The following is a 22,908-nucleotide window of genomic DNA, read 5'->3' as shown; positions in this document are numbered from 1 at the left end:
GCCACACGAGGGAAGGACAAGCCGATGGCGGAAACCGCGGACCCCATCCGGGTCTTCCTCGTCGACGACCACGACGTGGTGCGCCGTGGCATCACCGCCTTTCTGGAGTCCGAAGGCGACATCGAAGTCGTCGGTGAAGCGGCGACCGCGGCCGACGCGATCGCCCGGATCCCCGCGGTGCGCCCAGATGTGGCAGTCCTCGACGTGCGGCTTCCCGACGGCAGTGGGGTGGAGGTCTGCCGCGAGGTCCGCTCCCGGCTCCCGGAGCTGGCCTGCTTGATGCTCACCTCCTACTCCGACGACGAAGCCCTCTACCAGGCGGTGATGGCGGGGGCCTCCGGGTATGTGCTCAAGCAGATCCACGGCTCGGACCTGGTGGGCGCAGTCCGCACAGTGGCGGGCGGCGGCTCCCTGCTGGACCCGCAGAGCACGGCCCGCATCATGGAACGCCTCCGCGAACGGGAACGACGCGAGGACCCGCTCGCCAAACTGACGGAACAGGAGCGCCGCATTTTCGAACTCATCGGTGAAGGGCTCACCAACCGGGAGATCGGCGAGCGCGTGTTCTTGGCGGAGAAGACGGTGAAAAACTACGTGTCCAGCATCCTCGCCAAGCTGGACATGCAGCGCCGCACCCAGGCTGCCGCCTATGCGGCCCAGTTGAAAGCGGAAGCGGCGCGCCGCCACATCGAGTAGCGCCCGCCGGTCCTTCGAAGGAGCACCATGTCCACACCCAGCAGCGGCCTGATCGTGGCGGCAGTCGACGAGTCGGAGGGGAGCCTCCGCGCACTCGACTGGGCGGCGCAGGAGGCGCGCCTGTGGGGCCGGAAGCTGCGGGTGGTGCACGTTGTCGACCATCCGTTCCGGAAGCGGGCGTCCCGCGACGCTGAAGGGGGGACCGCGGAAAGCCACGCCCGGCAGCTCGTACACGAGGCCGTGGAGCGGGTGCGGAAGCGGGAACCCGACGTCGAAGTGGATGCTTTGCACGTGGTGGGCGCCCCCGGTCCCACACTGGTCCAGCAGTCCGAGGGGGCGCACGTGATCGTGGCGGGGTCCCGCGGGCTTGCCGGGCTGCGCGCCGTCCTGCTCGGCTCGGTCGGCATCCAGCTTGCGGCGCTCGCGGAGTGTCCGGCGGTCATCGTGCCGGACCGCGAGGAGCGGACGCTGACGAACCGTGTCGTGGTGGGGGTGGACGGTTCCCCAGCGGCGTGGGCCGCGGCGGAACGGGCGTTCGCGGAGGCGGCGGCCCGACAGGCGACCGTGCGGACGGTTGCGGTAGCATCCCGTGCCTCCCACGGGGTGTTCGCCGCGCTGGAAACCCCTGACGCCGAGGGCACTCCGGAGCAGGGTGCAGCTTTGGCGGAGGCCCGCCGGTTCCTCTCCGAGTCGCTGGCCGGGCACCGGGAACGCTACCCGGACGTGCCCGTGGAAGAAGAAGTGGTCGTCGGGCATCCCGCCGAGGTACTGGTCACCGAGTCGCAGCACGCGGATCTAGTGGTGGTGGGGTCCCGGGGCCGCGGCGGTTTCACCGGCATGCTGCTGGGCTCGGTCAGTCAGACCGTGCTGACCCACGCGTGGTGCCCGGTCATGGTGGTGCACGCCGAGAAGCGTTGACCGGCAAAGGAATCCGGATTCCTGCCGGGGCAGTCTCGGGGCGACGAGGCGCCTTCCCCCGCAGCGCATGGGATGCTTCATTCTCGTCCCCAGGCGCGGGTGGTTGCGGATTCCATGTGACGGTGAACATGGACACCCGCGGGATGCATACCGAGCCCCGCACCCAGGGCACCCTCCCCCACGCGACCAAACCTGAGGACCTGCTGGCCGAGCACGAGCGTGGTTTGTATCTGGTGGAGCAGCTCGCCACCACATGGGGCACCCTCGCCCCGACACCACGGCGTCTACACCCACCTCACCTGGGACAACAGCCAGCCCTGAGGTCAATGAGGAAGCAGCTCTAGCACTTCCTTGCAATAGACGAAGGCTGTTCCCCGGACTTCGGATCCGGGGAACAGCCTCTCCTCCTTACGCCAAGAAATGCGACGCCTGAGCACATCCGCTTGCAGGGAGCCGGTTCCTGAGTCACCCGTCGAACGAGGAATCCCTGGGCAGGCATTGGTAAGGAATTCCTCGCCGACTGGTGTCCCTGTTCCAGAAAACCCCGTGAACCCCACCGGTCAGGAAACCTGGGAGAACACCTCGGTGATCACCACAAAAAGTCCTGGTGTCCACGCTTCACTGCGGGTCTAGAACTGGTCGGAGCCAGCAACCTGGCCGATAGTGAAGACATGGCGGGACGCAGCGCACACTGTCTCCAAAGCGTGGATCGGCACATCGTCGGTAGACACGCTCACCCGCAGGATCTGCACCACCCACTCGCCGGGCACCTCCAACAAGTCCGCCTCGTACAGAGTGGGCGGGCGCGCAACCAGCGTCTCCGTAGCGCGAGAAAACCGGTGTCCCAGCTCTTCGATCGCTGCTTGCAGGCTGGGGAGGACGAACCCGTCTTCGGCAAGCCGGGTGCCTTCTGCCACGTCGGTACGGACAAAACATTTTGCGGCGGGCGATGACATCGTCGCCGGGATCAATCCGCAGCCCGGCAGCAACATGCTCACTGGCGGGTTCCCGGCCGACATAGAGCATCTTCCGTTCCGCCGCCAGTCCTTGCTGTTCTGTCTCGGTCAAGCACAGGTTTTGAGAACCACGCACCCGCGGCGGTGTAGACAGGGCACGCTCCACCAAAACCCGCGGCTTGGGCCCGGTAGCCCCGCGACAGGGGGACGGTGTGCGTCCTTTTCCATTCCTGCTTTCTTCATCTGCGAAATCCGCCCCGGTGTCACCCCAAGCTGGCGAGCAATCTCCTCCTGCCGCATCCCGACCTGCTGGGCTTCGACAATCGCCTGGCAGCGAATCCGAGACAGTTCAATCGACTGTCCCTGCAGCGTTGCCATGGCGTTTGAGGCGGCGCGGGCCTGGTCAAGCGGATCGGGTAGAGCTGCGATGTCGTGCAGCGTCCTGACGTCCACGTTGATCATCCCCTGTCGGTTGTCCGCTCACGAATGTTCATCCCCCGTAAAAAGGCGGTAGGCGGACACGCGCACACCGCAACGCATTCGGCTGCTCAAAGAATGACAGGAATACTCACCAGCGGTCGATCATGGGCAGCGCGGATTTCGTCTCCGAGCTACTGCCAGCCTCCCCACCTGGTCCCTAGAAAAATCGGCCGACATTGTCGGTGACGACAAACCCGCGGCCGCCCGTGGCTACAGATCAGCGGCCAGCCGCACGCGGCTACTGCCGGGCCCCTGATGGCTCCCCGTGCCGCGCCCACGCGCGGCGCACCATCTTCTCCAGCTCAACCACCACCACGACACTGACCGCCACCGCAGCGATCCGCGCCCACGCGGCAGCGTCCAACGGCTCCACCCGCAGCAAAACCTGGGTCGGCGGGAAATACAACGCTGCCACGTGCAGCGCGAACGAGCCGGCCACGGCCACCACCAGGTAAGGGTTGTACCGCAGCGGCATCCCCAGCACCGACCGGGTGTCGGACCGGGCATTCCCCGCCTGGAACGCCATGAACACCACCATGGTCGTCAACGCCATCGTCTGCGCCGCCGTCAACGATGCGGTGCGCTGCCACTCCCACCAGAACATCGCGAGCGTGCCCGCTGCCATCACCACACCCGTCACCCCCACCCGCTGCCACAGCAGCCGCGAGAGAATGCCCTCGTGCACCGAGCGCGGCGGCCGCCGCAGCAGGCCCGGTTCGGCGCGTTCGAACACCAAAGCGATGTCCTGCACCCCGCTCGTCACCAGGTTCAGCCACAGCAACTGGGCGGGCACCATGAGCAGCGGCCACCCCAGCAGCGTGGACACGGTCAACGCCACCACCATGGCCGCGCCGATCGACACCAGGAAGAACACGGCGCGCCGAATGTTGTCGAACGTGACCCGCCCCTCCTCCACCGCGTGCACGATCGTGGTGAAGTTGTCGTCAGCCAACACAATCTCGGCTGCCTCCCGCGCTACATCGGTGCCTTCCTGGCCCATCGCCACACCCACCGATGCCGCTTTCAACGCGGGCGCATCATTGACCCCGTCCCCGGTCACCGCCACCACTTCGCCGTTGGCTTCCAACGCCCGCACCAGCCGCAGCTTGCCTTCCGGGGGAATCCTGGCGTAGACGTTCACCTGGGCGACCGCGGCCCGCAACTCCTCGTCGTCCAACCCCGCAATCTGCTGGTAGGTGAGCACCGGCGCATCCGGCTCGCAGATCCCCAGCTCTGCGGCGATCGCGCGGGCCGTGACCGCATGGTCCCCGGTGATCATCACCACCCGGACCCCTGCCTCGCGGCAGTCCTGAACCGCCTCCCGCACCCCGGGGCGCGGCGGATCCATGATGCCGACCAGGCCGAGCAGTACTAGCCCCGACGGGTCGTGCGGATCCACGGATACGGCTCCCGGCTCGTACGGTCTGCTCACCGCCAAAGCCAGCAGCCGCAGCCCTTCCGCGGCCATCCGCTCCCCGGCCGCGTGCAGCTCCCCGGGCCGCAGCGCAGCGGGCTGCCACCGTCCCGCTTCCACCCGGCCCACTTGGGCGTCGCACATCTCCACCACCCGTTCCGGGGCTCCCTTGACGAACAAGACCTCCCGGTTCCCCCAGCGGCGGGCCGTCGCGGAAAAACGGCGGGCCGGTTCGAAATGCACCTCCGCGGTCTTCGGAAACCGCACATCCCGTGCCGTGTGCAGCAGTTCCGCGTCGTACGCGGCTTCCAGCAGCGCCACCTCGGTCGGATCCCCGGAAGCTTCCCTCCCCTCCTCGGAAGCCATCGTGGCCTCATTCGTCAACGCCCCGCACAGCACCAGCAGCACATACGGGTCGACCTGTTCGAGAGGCAGCTCCGTGATATTCCCCCAATAGGGGGTGACCGCTGCCGGGCCGGCCTCCCCGCCCGCCGGGCTCCACAACCGCCGCACCGTCATCCGGTTCTCGGTCAGCGTGCCCGTCTTATCCGAGCCGATCACCGTGGCGCTGCCCAGCGCTTCCACCGCGAGCATGCGGCGCACGATCGCGTTGCGGCGGGCCATGCGGGTCACCCCGACCGCCAAAGCCACCGTGAGCACGATCGGCAGCCCTTCGGGCACCGCGGCAACCGCGAGCGCCACCGCCACCAGCAGCAGCTCCATCGGGTCGCCGCCCCGCACCAAACCGATCGCCATGACCAGCAGCGCAGACACCAGGGTGGCGGCCACAATCACCCGGGACAGCCGCGTCATCCGCTCCTTGAGCGGAGTCGCCGTCTCCGGTTCGCTCTTCAACAGCCCAGCGATCGCGCCCAGCTCGGTGCGCCTACCGGTGGCGTACACCACCCCCATGCCGCGCCCGCTGACCACCATCGTCCCCGAAAACGCGACGCCGCTGCGGTCCCCCACCCCGGCGTCGGCGGCCGCCGTCGCCGTGGACTTCACCACCGGCTCCGACTCCCCGGTCAGCAGCGACTCGTCGACCTCCAGGGCGTGCGCCTCCACCAGGCGGATGTCAGCGGGGATACGGCTGCCGGACTCGATGAACACCACGTCCCCGGGCACGAGATCGGTGCTCTCCACCTCGCGGCGGCGGCCGTCCCGCACCACGCGGGCACGAGGCTGACTCAGATTCATCAGCGCCCGCACCGCCTGTTCGGCTTTGCGCTCCTGGACGAAACCGATACCCGCGTTCACCAGCAGCGCTGCCGCGATCACCGCGGCGTCCAGCCATTCACGGAGGACAACCGTGAGGAGCAAAGCGAACAGCAGGATCGCGATGACCGGGCTGGCGAACTGGCGGAGGAACACCGCCACGGCTGACGGAGGCGGGGCCTCCTCCAACCGGTTCGGCCCGTACTCGGCGAGACGACGACGCGCCTCCTCCTCGGTGAGCCCGTCCGGGGACGTCTCCAAGGCCGGGAATACTTCGTGGGCGGCCACAGTGTGCCACTGCCGGTCCACAACCGCTGGTCCAGTCATCCGGTTTTGTCCCTCCACGCCTGGAACAGGACCCGTCCCGCCGGTCTGCCCCGGTCATTGGACCGGCACAACCATGACCGGCCGGGACGCGTTATGCAGCAGACCGTGGGCGGCCCCGCCCAACGCCAGCCGGGTGATCCCCCGGCCGCCGCGCGCGCCCACCACGATGAGCCGGGCCGCGCGCCCGGCCTCGGCAAGCACCACCGACGGCTGGCCTTCCACTACGTCGCGGACCACGGTGACATCCGGGTAGCGTTCCTCCCACGGCCGCAGGGCCTCCGCCAGCTCCCGGGCGTGCGACCCCCGCACCTCGTCCGGGTCGTACAGCAGCGGCCGCATCTCCGGCGACGGCAGGATCGGCTCCGACCACGCGCGCACCGCACGCAGCCGTTTGCTGCTCGCAGCGGCGGCGGCGAACGCTTCCGCCAGCACAGGGGCGGCGCGGTGGTCTCCGCTCACCCCCACCACGACCTCGGTGTCACCCAGCGGCACCACCCCCGGCACTACCACGGTCGGCACCGGCGAATGCGCTGCCAGCCGGTAGGACACGGAACCGATCCGCAGCCCGGGGAACCCGCCGCGGCCCCGCAGGCCCACCACCACCATCGCCGCGTCCCGGGCCTTGCGGAGCAGAGCGGACACGGGCGAATCCACGATCACCGCGTCGTCGACCGCAAGCCCGGGAGCCACCTCCTGGGCGCGTTCCCGAGCAGCGCGAATCACGCTGGCCGCGTCCTCTTTGATCGCCTCCGGCGACCATCCGAACGCGGCCTCCGCCCGCGGCATCACATAGGCGTTCACCACGAGCAGTCGACAATGCCGCCGTGCGGCCTCATCAGCGGCCCAGGCAACCGCGTCCAACGCTTCCGCGGACCCGTCGACCCCGACCAGGATCGCTTTCTCCATGCCGACCTCCGGTTGCCGCCCTACTACCCCTCCCGCGACCGGTCCGCCTGCTTTCATCCTCACACCGTCCGGCCCGGCGGCACAGTCCCGAAAGTCGCGGACTCGACGGTCGTCCTCCCACGACATCCGCGACACCAAGGTCTGATCACCCAGGCCCTAAGGCACTACCGAAAAAGGTGTTGCGAGTCGCACAGTGGTGGGCAGAGGGCGATGGGAGCGGACTACCCGGTCCACGGCACGACATGCGCCTCAACAACGCACGGAAGGGCTGCCTTCCACCGGGGGGTGAGTCCGCGAAGTCCAAGGGAGTGAACAGATGGACAGCACCGTCGTCCGTGATGTCATGACAGCCGAACCACCATCGGTAGTCGCCTCCACCAGTTTCAAAACCATCGTCAGAACCCTCATCAACCACCGGGTCAGCGCACTGCCCGTCGTCGACGAAGCGGGCCGGGTTGTCGGCGTGGTGTCGGAGGGAGACCTCCTCCACAAAGAAGAGTTCATTGGCGGCGACGACTATTCACCGCCGCTGCGCGCCCGGCTCCGCGCCCGGATCAGTGGGGCGGGCGGGGCCAACAGTGCGGAGAAAGCCGCTGCCAACCGCGCCGACCAGTTGATGTCGCACCCCGCGGTCACGGTCTCCCCTGGAACATCGGTGGCCCGGGCTGCCCGGGTGATGGAACGGCACGGGGTGAAACAACTGCCGGTGGTGACCGAAGGCGACTACCTGGTGGGCATGGTCACCCGCCGCGACCTGCTCATGGTGTTCCTGCGCAGCGATGAGGACCTTGCCAGAGAAGTCCACACCGAACTGGTGGCAGCCCTCCAGCCCGTGGGAGGAGAACCGCCTGCCCTGTCCGTGGACGACGGGATCGTCACCCTGTGGGGCACCGTGGAACGGCGCAGCCTCGCCCAAACCCTGGTGCGGCGGGCCAGCCACGTGGAAGGCGTGGTGGACGTCGTCAGCGAACTCGACTGGCGGGTCGACGACGTCGTCCCCGAGTACGTGCACTGGCGCGGCAGTTCCTGGTGAGTGGCGGCCGCACGCCCACCGTCCTCGCCCCGTGCCAGCCGTGTCGGCGTCACCCGGCGCTGCTGGAACACCGGAACGCGGCCTTCGCCGCAGCCGCCCCGAACCTTGTTCGAACGACGTGAAGGAAACACAGTGACGGTGCGCGACACAACCAGGCAGGTTCTTCCGCTCGACCGGATCACCGCGGTGCTCTTCGACATGGACGGGGTGATCACAGACACCGCGTCCGTGCATGCGGCCGCCTGGAAACGGACCTTCGACGAGTTCCTCCTCGACCTGTCCCGCAGTGGCGGGCCCCCGTTCCGGCCGTTCGACCTCATCGAGGACTACCGCCGCCATGTGGACGGCAAGGCACGGACCGCAGGCATCCGCGACTTTCTCGCCTCCCGCGGCCTCACCCTGCCTGACACCGCGCCACCCGACCGGCCCGAAACCATGACCGTGGCGACGCTGGGCGACCGCAAAGACCGCTACTTCAAGGACTACATCGACCAGTACGGCGTCACCGCCTACCCTGCCACGGTCCGGCTCATCCACCGCCTGCGGGAGCGGGGCATCCGCCTCGCCGTGGTCTCCGCGAGCCGCAACTGCGCCGCAGTGCTGCGCGCTGCCGGAATCAGCGACCTGTTCGACGTCCGGGTTGACGGGGTTGACGCGGCCCGGCTGCGTCTGCCCAGCAAACCCGACCCTGCCCTGTTCCTGGAAGCGGCCCGCCGGTTAGACGTCTCCCCCGCTACCACCGCGGTCGTCGAAGACTCCCTATCCGGGGTCGAAGCGGGCCGACGCGGCGGTTTTGCCCTGGTCATCGGGGTCGACCGGGCGCATCAGCGCGCCGCACTCTACGAGAAAGGGGCGCACATCGTCGTGTCCAGCTTGGCGAGCCTGGAACTCACTGGTGCGGAGGTATCGCCATGAACCCGTGGCTGCTGCGCTACGACGGTTTCGACCCTGCCACGGAAGGACTCCGGGAAGCGCTGTGCACCCTCGGCAACGGCGTGTTCGCCACCCGGGGCGCAGCCCCCGAATCCCGAGCCGACGGAGTGCACTATCCCGGCACCTACCTTGCCGGCTGCTACAACCGGCTCACCTCCATCGTCGCCGACCACGAAGTCACCAACGAAGACCTCGTCAACATCCCCAACTGGCTGCCGTTCACCTTCCGCGCCGCCGACGGGTCATGGCTCGGCGACGGCGCCGAGCTCACCGACCAGCAGCTCGAACTCGACATGCGGCGCGGAGTGCTGACCCGCACCGGAACCGTGGTCGACAAGGAAGGCCGCCGCACCCGGCTCGTCCAACGCCGCCTCGTCTCCATGGACGACCGGCACCTCGCCGCATTGGAAACCACCCTCATCCCAGAAAACTGGGCCGGGCCGCTCACTGTCCGAGTCGGCTTGGACGGGCGAGTCACCAACAGCGGGGTTGCCCGCTACCGGGACCTCAACAGCGACCACCTGCGCCCAGGCGGCACCGAGGGCGATGAAGCAGGCCGCATGTGGCTGCGCTGCCGGACCTCCACCTCCGACATCGAAATCGTCCTCGCGGCCCGCACCACGGTCACCACGGGACCAGCACCCCAGAAAACCCAGGTGACTTGCCAAGACGAACTAGTGGAACAGACCCTGGAGATTCCCGCAGCCCAAGGGGAACAGGTCACGGTGGAGAAGATCGTGGCCGTCTACTCTTCCCTCGACCACGCGGTCAGCAACCGCAGGGAAGCGGCCCGTGCCGCCGTCGAACACGCCGCCGACTTCACCGGCCTGCTCCACCGCCACGCCACCGCGTGGCGGCACCTGTGGCGCCGCTGCGACGTGACCATCAGCAACCCCGAGCACACCATGGTGCTCCACCTGCACCTGTTCCACATCCTGCAGACCCTGTCCCCCCACACCGCCGACCTCGACGTGGGCATGCCCGCGCGCGGCCTGCACGGGGAGGCCTACCGGGGGCACGTGTTCTGGGACGAACTCTTCGTCTTCCCCTTCCTCAACACCCGGTTCCCGCAGATCGCGCGCTCCCTGCTGCGCTACCGGTGGCGGCGCCTGCCCGCCGCGCGCGCTGCCGCCCGGGCCGCCGGCTACCGCGGCGCCATGTTCCCCTGGCAGAGCGGCATGGACGGCCGGGAGGAAACCCAGCGCCTGCACCTCAACCCGCGCTCCGGGCATTGGATTCCCGACGCCTCCCACCTGCAACGCCACGTGGGTCTCGCCATCGCCTACAACGTGTGGCAGCACTACCAGGTCACCGAGGACGTGGACTTCCTCCTCGACTTCGGGGCCGAACTGCTCGTGGACATCGCCCGGTTCTTCGCTTCGCTCGCCACATTCGACCGGTCCCAGAACCGGTATGTGATCCGCGGAGTCATGGGGCCGGACGAATACCACGAGGGCTACCCCGACCGGGACGAGCCCGGCCTCGACGACAACGCCTACACCAACATCATGGCCGTGTGGGTACTGCGGCGGGCCCTCGACATCCTGCGGATCCTGCCCGACGGCAGCCGGGCTGAACTCATGGAACGCCTCGGCATGGGGCTCGACGAGCTAGCGCTGTTCGAAGACGTGCGCACCCGCATGCGCGTGCCCTTCCACGAAGGGGTCATCAGCCAGTTCGCGGGCTATGAGCACCTCGTCGAACTCGACTGGGAGCACTACCGGAACACGTACGGCGACATCCGCAGGCTCGACCGGATCCTGGAAGCAGAAGGGGACACCTGCGACCGGTACAAGGTGTCTAAACAAGCCGACGTGCTCATGCTCTTCTTCCTGCTGTCCCCGGACGAGTTCGCCGACATCCTCACCGACCTGGGCTACGAGTACGATCCCGGCCTCATCCCGCGCACCATCCACTACTACCTGGCCCGCACCTCCCACGGGTCGACGCTGAGCGCCGCCGTCCACGCCTGGGTCATGGCCCGCACCCGGCACACGGCCTCATGGCAGTTCTTCGTGGAAGCGCTGCGCTCCGACATCGCCGACGTGCAAGGCGGCACCACCGCGGAAGGCATCCATCTGGGGGCGATGGCGAGCACCGTCGACCTGGTCACCCGCTGCTACACCGGCTTGGAGATCCGCCACGGCGTGCTGCACCTCGACCCGGAGCTGCCCTCCGAGATCGGCTCCCTCTCCTTCGTCCTGCCCTACCAAGGCCATTGGGGAATCCGGCTGTCGTTCCACCGCAACGAGGTGCGCATCAGCGTGCCGCCTTCCACCGCTCCCCCCGTTACCGTGCACGTGGCGGGGCAGACCGCGCGCGTGCCTGCCGGCTGCGACCACGTGTTCGTCCTGGGAGGCGGCGCTTCCCAGGACCAAGGTCCCCCGCTGTGACCCCCTTCTCCCGTAGACGGGTGTCACCCCGCCTGATTGGTTGGGTAGTGGGTGGGAAAACCGCACGCAGGGGGACTTCCGATGATTCCGACACAGCGGAAAAACCGGATCGTTGTGGGGTTCGACGGTTCGGCGATTTCCCTCGCTGCCCTCAAATGGGCGACTGAAGAAGCGCGTTCCCGAGACTCCGAACTGTGGGTCGTGCACGTCCTTGAAGAAGAACAAGTCACCTGGCCCAGCTACGCGGGCGCGCCTCCCTCCGCCGCAGAACGCCATTCCCGGCTCGTCCGGCACCTGCGCCGTGCCGTGCGCGAAGCGGAACGCCTATGGCCGCGTATTGTCCCGTTCGTGGTCGGCGGCAGCCTCGTCGCCCCCGCCCTGCTGCGCGCTGCAGCAGAAGCCGACCTGCTCGTCGTGGGCACCCCGGAACACCGCTCCCTGGACACTCCCACGCTCAGTTCCACGGCCGCGGCCTGCGTGCGTGAAGCCCGCTGCCCCGTCGTGATCGTCTCGCACGTGCCCGAACCGGCAGTGGGGGAGCGGAGCCCGCTCGCCCTCCTGCCCGCCACCCCCGTCGGATCCTGAACCACCGCCCGGCTGTCCTGTTCCGGGCGTCTTGTGAGGTCGCCAACCAATCGCTACCTCACGATCACTTTTCTGGGGGCATGCCTAGACTGGCCCCAAGGACGAAGAATCGTCTACCGCAACGGAGCGGACACCCACAGGTGAGGGCAGGCATGGCCGACGACACCCCCAACGGCGAGCGCGGCAGCGTGTTCGTCCCCCAGATGCGCCTGGACGAGCTGCTCAGTGAACTCCAGGTTCGGATCAACGCCGTCATGCTCGTCCGGGACCGTGTGCGTTCCCTCCTCGACGCGGTCGTCTCCATCGGCAGCGGCCTCGACCTGGAGAGCACGCTACGCCGCATCGTCTCCACCGCCATGGACCTGGTGGACGCCCGCTACGGGGCGATGGGGGTCATCGGCCCCGGGGGAGAACTGGAACAGTTCATCCCCCTCGGCATGAGCGACGAGGAGATCGCCGCCGTCGAACACTGGCCGGAAGGGCGCGGCCTGCTCGGCATCCTCATCAAAGAGCCGAAGACCCTGCGTCTGTCGTGCATCTCCGAGCACCCCGAGTCTGCGGGCTTCCCCCCAGGACACCCCCCGATGCGCACCTTCCTCGGTGTGCCGATCCGGGTGCGCAACGAAGTGTTCGGCAACCTCTACCTGACGGAGAAGCGGAACAACGCGGTCTTCGACGAGGAAGACGAGGCGATCGTCACCGCCCTCGCCACTGCGGCCGGGATCGCGATCGAAAACGCCCGCCTGTACGAGGAGACACGCCGCCGCGAAACCTGGCTGGACGCCTCCGACGAGATCACTACGCGCCTGCTCTCCGGAACCGCGCCCCGCGAAGTCCTGCACCTGGTCGCTAAGAAAGCCCGGCACATGGCCGACGCCGACCTCGTCGCCATCGCCACCCCCGACCGGGACGAGGAAGAGCTCGTGGTACGGATCGCCGACGGCCCGGACGCGTCCGTGGTCCGCGGCCGCTCCACCTCGGTGGAAGGATCGCTGACCGGGCGTGCCTTCCGTGGCGCGGACCCGATCATCACCGAACTGGCCCGCGAGTCCGCTACCTCCCCGACCCTGTTGCACGGGCTCGACATCGGCCCGGTAGTGCTGGTGCCGTTCGGTGCCCCCGACTCCCGCCGGGGAGTGCTGATCCTCGGCAAACGTGCCGGACGCCTCCCCTTCCCGATGCCGACTGTGCAGATGCTGCACGCGTTCGCCGGGCACGCCGCGGTCACCTTGGAGCTGGCTGAGGCGCGCCGCCACGCGGAACGGCTCATCGTCCTGGAAGACCGCGACCGTATCGCCAAGGACCTGCACGATGTGGTGATCCAACGGCTGTTTGCGATCGCGATGTCGCTGATGAGCTCGGTGCGGCGGATCGAAGACGACACGGTGGCGCAGCGGATCCAGCAGGCTGTCGACGACCTCGACGACACGATCCGCCAGATCCGCTCCACGATCTTCGCGTTGCAGCACAACACGGAAGGGGGCCCGGCCTGGCTGCGGAGCCGGATTCTCGACGTGGTCGGTGCCGCCACCGAGTCGCTGGGCTTCTCCCCCGGGGTGCGGCTGGACGGCCCCATTGACAGCGCGGTGCCGGACTCTATCGCCGAGCATGTGCTCGCCGTGCTGCGGGAAGCCCTGTCCAATGTCGCCCGGCACGCCCGCGCCTCCCAGGCCGACATCGTCGTGCAGGTGGACTCGCACGTGACCCTGACCGTCACCGACGACGGGGTGGGGCTTCCCGAGCAGGGGCGCCGTAGCGGGCTACGGAACCTCGCGGAACGCGCCGAATCCCTAGGCGGTTCCTTCGAAGCGGCGCGTCGCCCTGAAGGGGGCACCATGCTGCGCTGGCAGGTGCCGCTGCCGCGGGAGTAACCCCGCTGCTCCGGGGCTGGTGCGCCGCGGTCTTCTCGAGTACAGGCCGGATTTGTCCGCCGGTTCCCGGACTGATTCCGCGTTCCTGCCACGCCGAGCAGCGTGGCAGAATTGACCGTGAAACGCCCCGTTCCACGGGAAACCAGGAAGTCTCCGCGCGTATTCAGCGGGGATGATCAGGGGGTCGTTCCCAGTCGTCGGCTGTGGTCCGCCGGTCGGGACCGCGAGGGAGCTGCCGGCCGGAGCCCGCTTCGTCCATTCTCCGGAACAGAAACGGCCAGGACCGGCCGTGGAACGGCCACCACTGCGCCGTGCGCCCTTCGGGGATCATTTCGTCCAGCTTGATGGTCAGCCGCAGCGCGAAAGCGCCGGCGACCATGCCGGTCGCCAGGTCACTGAACCAGTGGAAGTGCAGGTAGATCGAGACCACGGCTTGCAGGAACGCGATTCCTGCAATGCAGTAGGCCAACCGGGGCACGATATGCGGCCGTACCGCCCGGTAGCGCACGATGAGGAACAGCACGAGGCCGTAGATGAGAATGGCGTTCGCCCCGTGCCCCGACGGGAACGAGACACCGCCCTCCGTGAAGAAAGAGGGGTCGTTGGTGCGCGGGTGTGACCGGCCCAGGATGAGCTTCATGCTCGCAACCAGGCAGATCATCCCGAATACGCCGCCGGTTCCGAGCACAATGGGCCGCCAGGAGCGGTGCCAGTACGCCAAGTGCAGGGCGACTACTGCCAAAACTGGTAGGGCCACGGCTCGCGAAGCGACCGTGTCAGGCCATAAGATGAGAAACGTCCTGATCTCATCTTCGAACGGGCGCGGCAGCGTGTTGATCATGACGTCGATCGGCTGGAGTGCGCCCGCAGACAGGACTGTCAACGTGACCAGGACCACAGCCAACAGAATCGCGGTCTTGTCCGACGCAAGCCCCCAGGCGATCTCGCTCGCACTGGGCCATTCCACGACCTCGGACCGTCTCGGCTCCGTCGGGCGGGTCATCACCCTCCCCTCTTGGGGACCGTGGTCGACGCTATGTCGCTTGGGGACAGATACGGGCCTTCCGTCGGGGTAGTGCGGTCTTGGTCGGATCCGCGATGTATGCATCATGTGCTCAGTGCTCTCTCCCAGGTGTGGGCTAGCCTGCGGCACGGTTGGACAAGGGGATAGCTGGCTACTGAAGGTCCTCAGGGTCGCAGGGATGCGTCCACGCCCTTCACTCGTGGACGCATGGACCGGTTGGGGGAACCGGCCACTTGACGGCTGTCCTGTCCAGTGCCGCCACCGACGGATGCGGGGGGCACAACTGTCGGCAGCGCACCGGCATGGCCGCTTTCGACGCGGGGTTCCGCCCCGAAAGCGGCCGGTGATCAGAACATGTCCGACAGATGAGCATACCTGGCGACTCTGTCAAGAGACTCTGATACCCATTGGCTACGATCGCTCCTACCTCGTGTTTTCATGTCCGGCAGGGTTCTGCTAGGGCACTGTTCACGGGGCCGAGACCCAGGTGTGAGCGTTTCGTGAAGCAACAGCGCCCCAAGGCACGCATTCGGCGGGCCGCGGGGGTATGCGGGAGGCGACCGAAATTCGATATGGCACGCTTGATCAGCCCGCCCGGCCGTCGTCTACACAGCAAAGCAGAGAAAGGCCGTCGATGGTCGAACTTTCCCAGAAACCGGGGGACGCCTCCCGTCTGGATCGCAATCCGCTCCGCGAACAGATCCGCCGCGTCCTAGTCGACGGCTTGCTCTCCGGCCGGTGGAAGCCGGGAGAGCGGATTGTGGAGCGCCGGGTGGCAGCCGAGCTCAACGTGAGCCAGGCCCCGGTCCGTGAAGCCCTGCGCGAACTCGAAGCACTGCGGTTGATCGAATCAGTGCCCAACAAGGGCGCCCGGGTCCGAGACTTCGGCGTCGCGGACATGGCCGAGATCTATCCGGTGCGTGCCGGACTGGAACTGGTCGCGGCCCGCCTCGCCGCTCCCCGCCTCGCGGAAGACATCCGGCCACTGGAACGCGAAGTGGAAGCGCTGCGCGAAGCCACCGCCGCGGGAGACGTGGACGGACAGATCAAACACAGCGTCGAATTCCACCGCGAAATCGTGCGCGCCGCCCACAACAGTGTGCTGCTGCACACCTGGGAATCGCTGGGCGTGGAAGTGTGGACCGCGCTTTCTGTGCGCTGGCTCAACATGGAGCTCCATGCCAAGGTCGCCGACCACTGGGCGATCACCCAGGCGTTCCGCAACCGGGACCCCCACGTCGGCCAGATGCTCAGCGACCACGTGCTTAACTACGTCGAGGCGGCACTGCGCTCCCGCGACTCCGTGAGTTGACTCGCTCCTCCCCGGAGCTCTTCTCCGCTATCTGCGAAAACAGAGGATTGCCCGTAAAGTCGTATTGATCGATCATCGATCGATACCTAAAGTGGACGCGACATAGATCACATCAGCCACAAGAAAGACGGAGAACCCAGCCACACCGCGCACCACCGTTGAGCCCGGTGGGTAGCGCACCGGTCGTACCGCGCTCCGTCCGCGGCACGACCCCGGCCCGTGAAGGGTCAACACCAGACACGGGTCCTTTCACACACAGAAAGGCAGCGACATGGCTGACACGGCCAAGCCGAAGGCGACCGGCAAGACCGGTTCTCGCCGCCGCGCGGCCCGTAATAACGCCGACTCTCACTTCAACGGTGAGAAGCCCGAAGTACTCCTCGACTACTACCGGCAGATGCTGCTGATCCGCCGCTTCGAGGAGCGTGCCGCGCAGGCCTACACCCAGGCGCGTATCGGTGGCTACTGCCACCTCAACCTCGGTGAAGAAGCCACCATCGTCGGTCTCATGGAGGCGCTCCAGGAGCGCGACTACCTCTTCACCAACTACCGGGAACACGGCTACGCCATCGCCAAAGGCACCCATCCGCGGGAAGTGATGGCAGAGCTCTACGGCCGCTCCACCGGCGTCTCCAAGGGCTGGGGCGGCTCCATGCACCTGTTCGACGCCCGAACCCGCCTCCTGGGCGGCTACGGCATCGTCGGCGGCCAACTGCCGCTCGCCGTCGGCGCTGCCCTCGCCATCACCTACCGGGGCAGCGACGAAGTCGTCATGTGCCAGATGGGCGACGGCACCACCAACATCGGCGCGTTCCACGAGTCGCTGAACATCGCCAGCCTGTGGAACCTGCCGGTGATCTTCGTGGTGATCAACAACTTCACCGGTATGGGCACGCCGGTCGAGCGCTCCTCGGCAGAGCCCGAACTGTACAAGCGCGGCTCCGCTTACCGGATTGAAGGGGTGCGCGTCGACGGCCGGGACGTCCTCGCCGTCCGCGACACCGCCACCACACTGGTGGAGCGGGCCCGCAGCGAACACCGCCCCTTCCTGCTGGAAGCCTTCAGCTACCGGATGAAAGGCCACTCCGTGGTGGACCCGGCCAAGTACCGCACCAAGGAGGAGGCGGAGGAGGCCCTCGCCAACGATCCGATCGCCATGTTCGAAGAACGCCTGACCGAGGCGGGCATTCTCACCGACGAGATCAAAAAGGAGATCGCCGAATCGGTGAAAGCCGAGGTCGCCGACGCCGCCGATTTCGCGGAGAACAGCCCGCACCCCGAGGTGTCCACGCTGTTCGACTACACCTACGCCACCCCGGTGGCCAACGAGTCGCGCCGGATGCCCGCCGACCCGGTGTTCGCCGAGTAGACAAGGAGCGACTCCGCACCATGCCCGTCATCACCTACCGTCAGGCCCTGCGCGACACCCTGCGTGCCGAGATGCACCGCGACGAAAACGTCTTCCTCATGGGTGAGGAGATCGGCGTTTTCGAGGGCTCCTACAAGATCACTGAAGGCCTCCTCAAAGAGTTCGGGGAGCGGCGCGTCCGCGACACCCCCATCGCCGAGGAGGGGTTCGTCGGTGCAGCCGTCGGCGCAGCCATGCTCGGCCTGCGCCCGGTCGTCGAAATCATGACGATCAACTTCTCCCTGCTCGCCCTGGACCAGATCGTCAACCATGCCGCGAAGATCTACGGCATGTTCGGCGGCCAGAACAGTGTGCCGATGGTGATCCGCACCCCGGGCGGCGGCGGCCAGCAGCTCGGCGCCACCCACTCGCAGAACGTCGAGCTGTACTACGCGTTCGTGCCCGGGCTGAAAGTCGTGGCGCCCAGCACGCCCGCTGACGCCGCAGCCCTGCTGCGTGCCGCGATCCGCGACGACGACCCGGTGCTCTTCCTGGAGAACCTCGGCCTGTACAACACGAAGGGCGAAGTCCCCGACGAAGAAGTCGTCGGCGAAATCGGCCGGGCCGCCGTCGTCCGTGAAGGCACCGACATCACCCTCGTCGGCTACTCCCGGATGGCCATGATCGCCACTCAGGTGGCGGACCGACTCGCTGAAGAGGGAATCAGTGTCGAGGTCGTTGACCTGCGCTCCCTGCGTCCGCTAGACCGGGAGACGATCGTGAACTCGGTGAAGAAGACCGGGTGTGCGGTCGTTGCCGAAGACGACTGGTTGACCTATGGGATCGGCGCGGAAATCGCCGCATCCATTCAAGAAGGCGCATTCGACTACCTCGACGCTCCGGTGCGCCGGGTGGCGATGGCCGAAGTGCCCTTGCCGTACGCCAAGCCGTTGGAGAACGCCGCACTGCCGTCAGCGGAGTCGGTCACGACCGTGATCTACGAAACCCTGAGAGCCGTCGGCCGGAGAGTCGGTTAAGGAACCACAGATGTCTGAAATCTACATGCCGCGCCTCTCCGACACCATGGAGGAAGGCGTCATCAGCTCCTGGGTGAAGCAGGTCGGTGACAAGGTCTCCGTGGGCGACGTGCTGGTGGAGATCGAGACCGACAAAGCCGTCATGGAGTACGAAGCCTACGAAGACGGCTACCTGGTCCAGCAGACGGTCCGCGAAGGCGAAACCGTGCCGATCGGCGCGGTCATCGGGGTGATCGCCGACAGCCCGGACGCTGTGCCTGCCGCCCCGGAGGGCGGGGAGGGCGCCGAGCAGAAGGCGGAGGAGCCGCAGCAGCCCGCGCCCGCCGCCCAGGAGGCCAAGGAAGAGCAGCCCACGGTCCCGGCCCCGGCCGCCCCGGCAGAGCAGGGAGGCAAACCGCGTCCGCTCTCCTCGCCGCTGGCCCGCCGCCTGGCCCGCGAATACGGTCTCGACATCACCAAAATCCAAGGGTCGGGCCCCAAAGGCCGGGTGGTGCGCGCCGACGTGGAAGCCGCAGCCCAGCAGAAGCGGGAGCAGGAGGCTGCTGCACCGCAGCCCGCTGCCGCCAAGGCACCCGCCCCTGCCGCGGCCCCGCCGCAGCCGGAGTTCGAGGACCTGCGTGCCTCCGAAGAGGTTCCGGTCACCAACATCCGCCGGGTGATCGCCCGCCGGCTGACCCAGGCCAAGCAGGAGATCCCCCACTTCTACCTGCGCCGCCGGATCGACGCCGAAGCGCTCAGAGAGTTCCGGGCGCAGATCAACGAGCAGCTCGCCCCGACCGGGGTGAAGGTCAGCGTCAACGACCTGATCGTCAAAGCCGTAGCCACCGTGCTGCGCGACCACCCGGAGGTGAACTCCTCGTGGGTGGACGACAAGCTGCTGCGGCACAAGCGGATCAACGTGGGCATCGCGGTGGCTGTGGACACCGGCCTGGTGGTCCCGGTGCTGCACGACGCCGACACCCTGGCGCTGTCGGAGGTCGCCCGGCGCTCCCGCGCCCTGGTGGAGAAGGCCCGCGACGGCAAGCTGAGCCCGCAGGACATGAGCGGCGGCACGTTCAGCGTCAGCAACCTGGGCATGTTCGGTGTGGAGAGCTTCTCCGCGGTGATCAACCCGCCGGAGGCGGCGATCCTCGCCGTGGGTGCGATGCAGCAGGAGCCGGTGGTGCGCGACGGGGAGATCGTGGCCCGGCACACCATCGCGCTGGAACTCTCGGTGGACCACCGCGCGGTCGACGGCGCGGTCGGCGCCGCCTTCCTCAAGGACCTGGCCGAAGTGCTGGAGTCCCCGATGCGGATCGTGCTGTAGCCCGTATCCCGTGCAGAGCCCGCCCTGCCTTCCGCGGGGCGGGCTCTGCCGCGTGTTCCGGAGCCCACCCGGCCCTGCCTGTGCTTCGCGGTACGGCGGAGGGCCCCGCCTGCCAGCACCCTCCCCCATGTCAGGACCGGCAGACGGGGCCTCGCCGTTCACCACCCCAACGAGGTCGCGCTGTCTACGGGGTGGTGAACACTTGGTGGGGCTGGAAGATGCAGATGTTGGTCTCGCTCTGCACGTTGGAGTCGGTGATCTCCACAAAGTAGGCGTAGGTGGTGTCGGGCTTCAGTTCCGCGGCCACGGTGACGCTGTCCCGGTTGAGGCCCGCGGTCGCGTCTCCGCGGAGCTTCTGGAAGAAGATGTTGTCCCACCAGGTCAGGTTCTGCGTGTCGAACTCTCGCGCGGAACCGCCCTCCGCGAGCCGGTAGATGTAGTAGGCGTCGCGGCCAGCCAGCTCTTTGAGGGTGCGCCACGAGCACACCAGGTCGGTCAGCGCGGTCCCTTCCGGCAGCCGCTGGCGGCCCGAAGGCGCAAAAGAGTCCAGGATCTGCTGCCGGTGTTCCCGGTAAGCGGGGACGAGCGCGTCGGTGGACTCCTGCCGCTGCATGCGGGACCGGCGGTCCACGGTGCCGTCCTTGCCCGTGACCTCGATGGTGTACTCGCCTTCCGGCAGGAAACCGGTGGCGAGGTTGACCATGTACCAGTAGTAGTCGAGGGTCCGGTCGTAGATGTAGCCGTTCTTGTTGTCCGGGGTGAACCGCTGATTGGCGAACTCTACACGGTAGCCGTCGGGGCCGTAGGCGACGATGCTGTCGATCAGCTCGGGCGTGGGCGCACCCTTGGTGGGATAGAACGAGACCAGGAACTTGTGCTGTTCGCGGGGCAGGGGCGAACCGTCAAAGTCCCAGTAGACATTGCAGGCCATGATGTCGAAGATCCGGACGGTGCTCTCGGCCATGGTTCGCGCTCCCTCATCGTGATCGGCTGCGCGGTAACGCCGATCCGGTGCTGCTTCCTCTTCCAGCCTGAACCGAACACCGCCTCACGCCTATCGGTAAGATGACCAGTTCTCGCGCGCCCGTCGCCTGGCCAGCAAGAACTCAGGGCAGGCATCCGTGCCCGCCGGGCGCGGCGCTCCCCGGGCACCCGACAGGCCCCGCTGCAAGGAACCAGCAGGCACATCCGGGTGAGTCCCGCCGCCGGCCGCCGACAGTCCGCGGACCGGCACGCACCGTCACCGCAGGAAAAATGCGGCAAGCACAGCGCAGCCCCGGGGCGTTGATGATGAGACCGCAGTGGCGCGCCCGCCGACGGTGTTCCCCGCCGAACCGGTTCTCCCCACCCGGGCAGGCCCGGCCGCACCCGGCCTGGGTGTCAGTCGACCTGTCCCGCGCGGATGCGGGCCAGCCACCGCTCTGCCTCGTGGAAGTCGTCGTCCGTAGTGCTGACCCGGGCCTGCGGCCGCCTCTGCTGCATGCCTGCGTCCGAACGCGGATAGCTGCCCAGGAACCGCACGTCCCGGCAGATGCGCCGCAGCCCCATGAGCGCCTCGCCGATCCGGGCCTCCGCCACGTGGCCTTCCGCGTCCATGAAGAAGCAGTACGTGCCCAGCCCGTCCCCGGTAGGCCGCGATTCCAGGCGGGTCAGGTTGACGTCGCGGACCGCGAACTGGGTGAGCAGCTCCACGAGCGCCCCCGGATGGTCGTGGGGCAGGAACGCCACCAGCGAGGTGCGGTCAGCCCCGGTGGGCTCGGGCAGCGGCCCCGGCCTGCTGAGGTAGATGAACCGGGTAGCGGCGTCGGCGCGGTCCCCGATCCCTTCCGCCAGAGGCACCAGCCCGTACCGCTCTCCCGCGATCCGCGCGCAGATCGCCGCGTCATAGGGGGACGCGGGATCGGACACGGACTGGGCTGCCGCGGCGGTGGAGGAGACCACGTACGACTCGGTGTTGGGCAGGTTCTCCGCCAGCCATCCCCGGCACTGGGCCAGTGCGTGCGAGTGGGTGGCGACCCGTTTCACGTCGTGGAGCGTGGTCCCAGGGCGGGCGAACAGCGTGAACTCCACCGGCACGGTGATCTCCGCGGTGATGAGCAGCGGTTCACCGTTGACGAGTTCCGCTGTGGTGGCGCTCACCCCGCCCTCCACAGAGTTCTCCAGCGGGACCACCCCGCCCTCGACCTCACCGCTGCGTACCGCCGCGAACACCATGTCCACGCCGTTGCACGGCACAAACTCCGCGGATGGCGTCTCCGGTTTGAGTGCGCGCAACGCAGCCTCGGTGAACGTGCCTTCAGGGCCGAGGTAGGCATAGCGGTTCGACATGTACAGCAGGCTACTCCGCTCGTTGGACCTGTTCGTTCGCTATCCGCCCTAGAAGATCGGCCCGCGCTCTCCGCGCCCGTACGCCGCGCAGCTCCCGCACTGCGAGAGCGCGGGCCACGTCGACGAACTGGCGGGCCCGGTGCAATTGGGAGCGGAGATCGGTGCCGGTGGCACGGTGCTCCATCGGCACTTCCACTTCCACCACCCGGAACCCGCGGCTTAGCAAGTCGATCGTCAACCCGGTCTCCACCCCGAACCCCGGGGCGAGCGGGCTGGCCGCGTCGAAAGCACGCCGGGTCATACAGCGCTGCCCGTTGAGCGGCTGCTCCATCTCCCGCCCCGTGGCGCGCCGGATACCTTCGCGGGCCAGTCGGACGACCATGCCGTGCCCGCCGAGCCGCAGCCGGGTGGCCGGGAACCGCGCGATCGTCATGTCCGCTTCCCCCGCGCAGACCGGTTCGATCAGAGCCGCGGCCGCGCCAGCGGTCTCCCCAAGGTCGGCGTCCACGAACAGCAGGTGCCGGGGGGCCACGTCAGCGCCGGACCGCCGCTCGTCCGCTTCATAGCCGCGGACCCCTTCCGCACCGGTCTCCATGGCCGCGCCTTTGCCCCTGTTTCGGGCATGCCGGAACACGCGGGCCCCCGCGGCACGGGCCACGGCCGCTGTCTCGTCGCGGGACCCGTCGTCCACGACCACGACCAGGTCCACGTGGGGCAAGGCGCGCACCGCCCGCACTGTGGCACCGATCCGCTCCTGCTCGTTCCTGGCAGGGATGACGGCGGCGACCCGGCCCGGTCCCCTGGTAGATGCCATGGCTGCTCTCCG

General features: G+C 67.9%; 18 protein-coding genes. 11 read left to right on the top strand and 7 right to left on the bottom strand.

The genetic code is table 11. The features are described from left to right. The first annotated feature begins 24 nt into the window (after positions 1–24). Entirely contained in the window at positions 25–696 is a 672-nt protein-coding gene (locus TF1_RS11980) for a response regulator transcription factor (protein WP_011293452.1), read from the top strand. 27 nt (positions 697–723) lie between these two features. Beyond that, the gene (locus TF1_RS11975; protein ID WP_011293453.1) at positions 724–1,614 is read left to right on the top strand and encodes a universal stress protein; all 891 of its coding nucleotides are present in this window, start codon (positions 724–726) and stop codon (positions 1,612–1,614) included. Positions 1,615–2,243: 629 nt separating this feature from the next. Here TF1_RS11975 and TF1_RS16540 read toward each other — a convergent pair. The 3 genes from TF1_RS16540 to TF1_RS11955 all read right to left on the bottom strand — a co-directional run bounded on the left by TF1_RS16540 (position 2,244) and on the right by TF1_RS11955 (position 6,912). Beyond that, on the bottom strand, positions 2,244–2,531 hold the full coding sequence (locus tag TF1_RS16540) for a UTRA domain-containing protein (protein WP_234351634.1): 288 nt from the start codon (positions 2,529–2,531) through the stop codon (positions 2,244–2,246). Between the two features lie 757 nt (positions 2,532–3,288). Further along, entirely contained in the window at positions 3,289–6,006 is a 2,718-nt protein-coding gene (locus TF1_RS11960; protein WP_061783901.1) for a cation-translocating P-type ATPase, read from the bottom strand. 54 nt (positions 6,007–6,060) lie between these two features. Continuing rightward, entirely contained in the window at positions 6,061–6,912 is an 852-nt protein-coding gene (locus TF1_RS11955; protein WP_016189428.1) for a universal stress protein, read from the bottom strand. A gap of 316 nt (positions 6,913–7,228) precedes the next feature. Between TF1_RS11955 and TF1_RS11950 the strand changes: the two genes are divergently transcribed. The 5 genes from TF1_RS11950 (at position 7,229) to TF1_RS11930 (ending at position 13,727) form a co-directional block, all read left to right on the top strand. Beyond that, the gene (locus TF1_RS11950) at positions 7,229–7,945 is read left to right on the top strand and encodes a CBS domain-containing protein (protein WP_061783900.1); all 717 of its coding nucleotides are present in this window, start codon (positions 7,229–7,231) and stop codon (positions 7,943–7,945) included. A gap of 132 nt (positions 7,946–8,077) precedes the next feature. Next, entirely contained in the window at positions 8,078–8,860 is a 783-nt protein-coding gene (locus tag TF1_RS11945; protein ID WP_016189430.1) for an HAD family hydrolase, read from the top strand. Continuing rightward, positions 8,857–11,271 (top strand): glycoside hydrolase family 65 protein, encoded by a 2,415-nt coding sequence (locus TF1_RS11940; protein ID WP_061783899.1) that lies wholly within the window; start codon positions 8,857–8,859, stop codon positions 11,269–11,271. Before TF1_RS11945 ends, TF1_RS11940 begins: the two co-directional genes overlap by 4 nt. Before the next feature lie 81 nt (positions 11,272–11,352). Further along, positions 11,353–11,856, top strand: a complete 504-nt coding sequence (locus TF1_RS11935) for a universal stress protein (RefSeq protein ID WP_011293462.1) — start codon at positions 11,353–11,355, stop codon at positions 11,854–11,856. Between the two features lie 152 nt (positions 11,857–12,008). After that, on the top strand, positions 12,009–13,727 hold the full coding sequence (locus TF1_RS11930; RefSeq protein ID WP_061783898.1) for a sensor histidine kinase: 1,719 nt from the start codon (positions 12,009–12,011) through the stop codon (positions 13,725–13,727). Between the two features lie 163 nt (positions 13,728–13,890). On the opposite strand, the gene TF1_RS11925 is transcribed toward TF1_RS11930, so the two are convergent. Next, entirely contained in the window at positions 13,891–14,730 is an 840-nt protein-coding gene (locus tag TF1_RS11925; protein WP_016189432.1) for a phosphatase PAP2 family protein, read from the bottom strand. A gap of 655 nt (positions 14,731–15,385) precedes the next feature. On the opposite strand from TF1_RS11925, the gene TF1_RS11920 reads away from it, so the two are divergent. The 4 genes from TF1_RS11920 to TF1_RS11905 all read left to right on the top strand — a co-directional run bounded on the left by TF1_RS11920 (position 15,386) and on the right by TF1_RS11905 (position 19,754). Next, positions 15,386–16,063: a GntR family transcriptional regulator gene (locus TF1_RS11920; protein ID WP_011293465.1), complete on the top strand. Its 678-nt coding sequence runs from the start codon at positions 15,386–15,388 to the stop codon at positions 16,061–16,063. A 271-nt stretch (positions 16,064–16,334) separates the two neighbouring features. Further along, positions 16,335–17,432: a pyruvate dehydrogenase (acetyl-transferring) E1 component subunit alpha gene (gene pdhA / locus TF1_RS11915; RefSeq protein WP_011293466.1), complete on the top strand. Its 1,098-nt coding sequence runs from the start codon at positions 16,335–16,337 to the stop codon at positions 17,430–17,432. Between the two features lie 20 nt (positions 17,433–17,452). Continuing rightward, the gene (locus TF1_RS11910; RefSeq protein WP_011293467.1) at positions 17,453–18,448 is read left to right on the top strand and encodes an alpha-ketoacid dehydrogenase subunit beta; all 996 of its coding nucleotides are present in this window, start codon (positions 17,453–17,455) and stop codon (positions 18,446–18,448) included. Between the two features lie 10 nt (positions 18,449–18,458). Continuing rightward, on the top strand, positions 18,459–19,754 hold the full coding sequence (locus TF1_RS11905) for a dihydrolipoamide acetyltransferase family protein (RefSeq protein ID WP_011293468.1): 1,296 nt from the start codon (positions 18,459–18,461) through the stop codon (positions 19,752–19,754). Positions 19,755–19,938: 184 nt separating this feature from the next. Here TF1_RS11905 and TF1_RS11900 read toward each other — a convergent pair whose 3' ends face one another. From TF1_RS11900 to TF1_RS11890, 3 genes are all read right to left on the bottom strand, one after another. After that, on the bottom strand, positions 19,939–20,718 hold the full coding sequence (locus TF1_RS11900) for a hypothetical protein (protein WP_016187936.1): 780 nt from the start codon (positions 20,716–20,718) through the stop codon (positions 19,939–19,941). A gap of 416 nt (positions 20,719–21,134) precedes the next feature. After that, positions 21,135–22,082 carry a prephenate dehydratase gene (gene pheA, locus TF1_RS11895; protein WP_016187937.1) on the bottom strand — a complete coding sequence of 316 codons (948 nt, stop codon included), beginning with the start codon at positions 22,080–22,082 and terminating at the stop codon, positions 21,135–21,137. A gap of 10 nt (positions 22,083–22,092) precedes the next feature. Beyond that, positions 22,093–22,896, bottom strand: a complete 804-nt coding sequence (locus tag TF1_RS11890) for a glycosyltransferase family 2 protein (RefSeq protein WP_011293471.1) — start codon at positions 22,894–22,896, stop codon at positions 22,093–22,095. Between the last annotated feature and the right edge of the window lie 12 nt (positions 22,897–22,908).

It is taken from the genome of Thermobifida fusca NBRC 14071 = JCM 3263 (assembly GCF_001592045.1).
Classification (GTDB): domain Bacteria; phylum Actinomycetota; class Actinomycetes; order Streptosporangiales; family Streptosporangiaceae; genus Thermobifida; species Thermobifida fusca.
The sequence above is the reverse complement of the archived record's forward strand: the minus strand, read 5'-3'. Positions and strand labels throughout refer to the sequence as shown.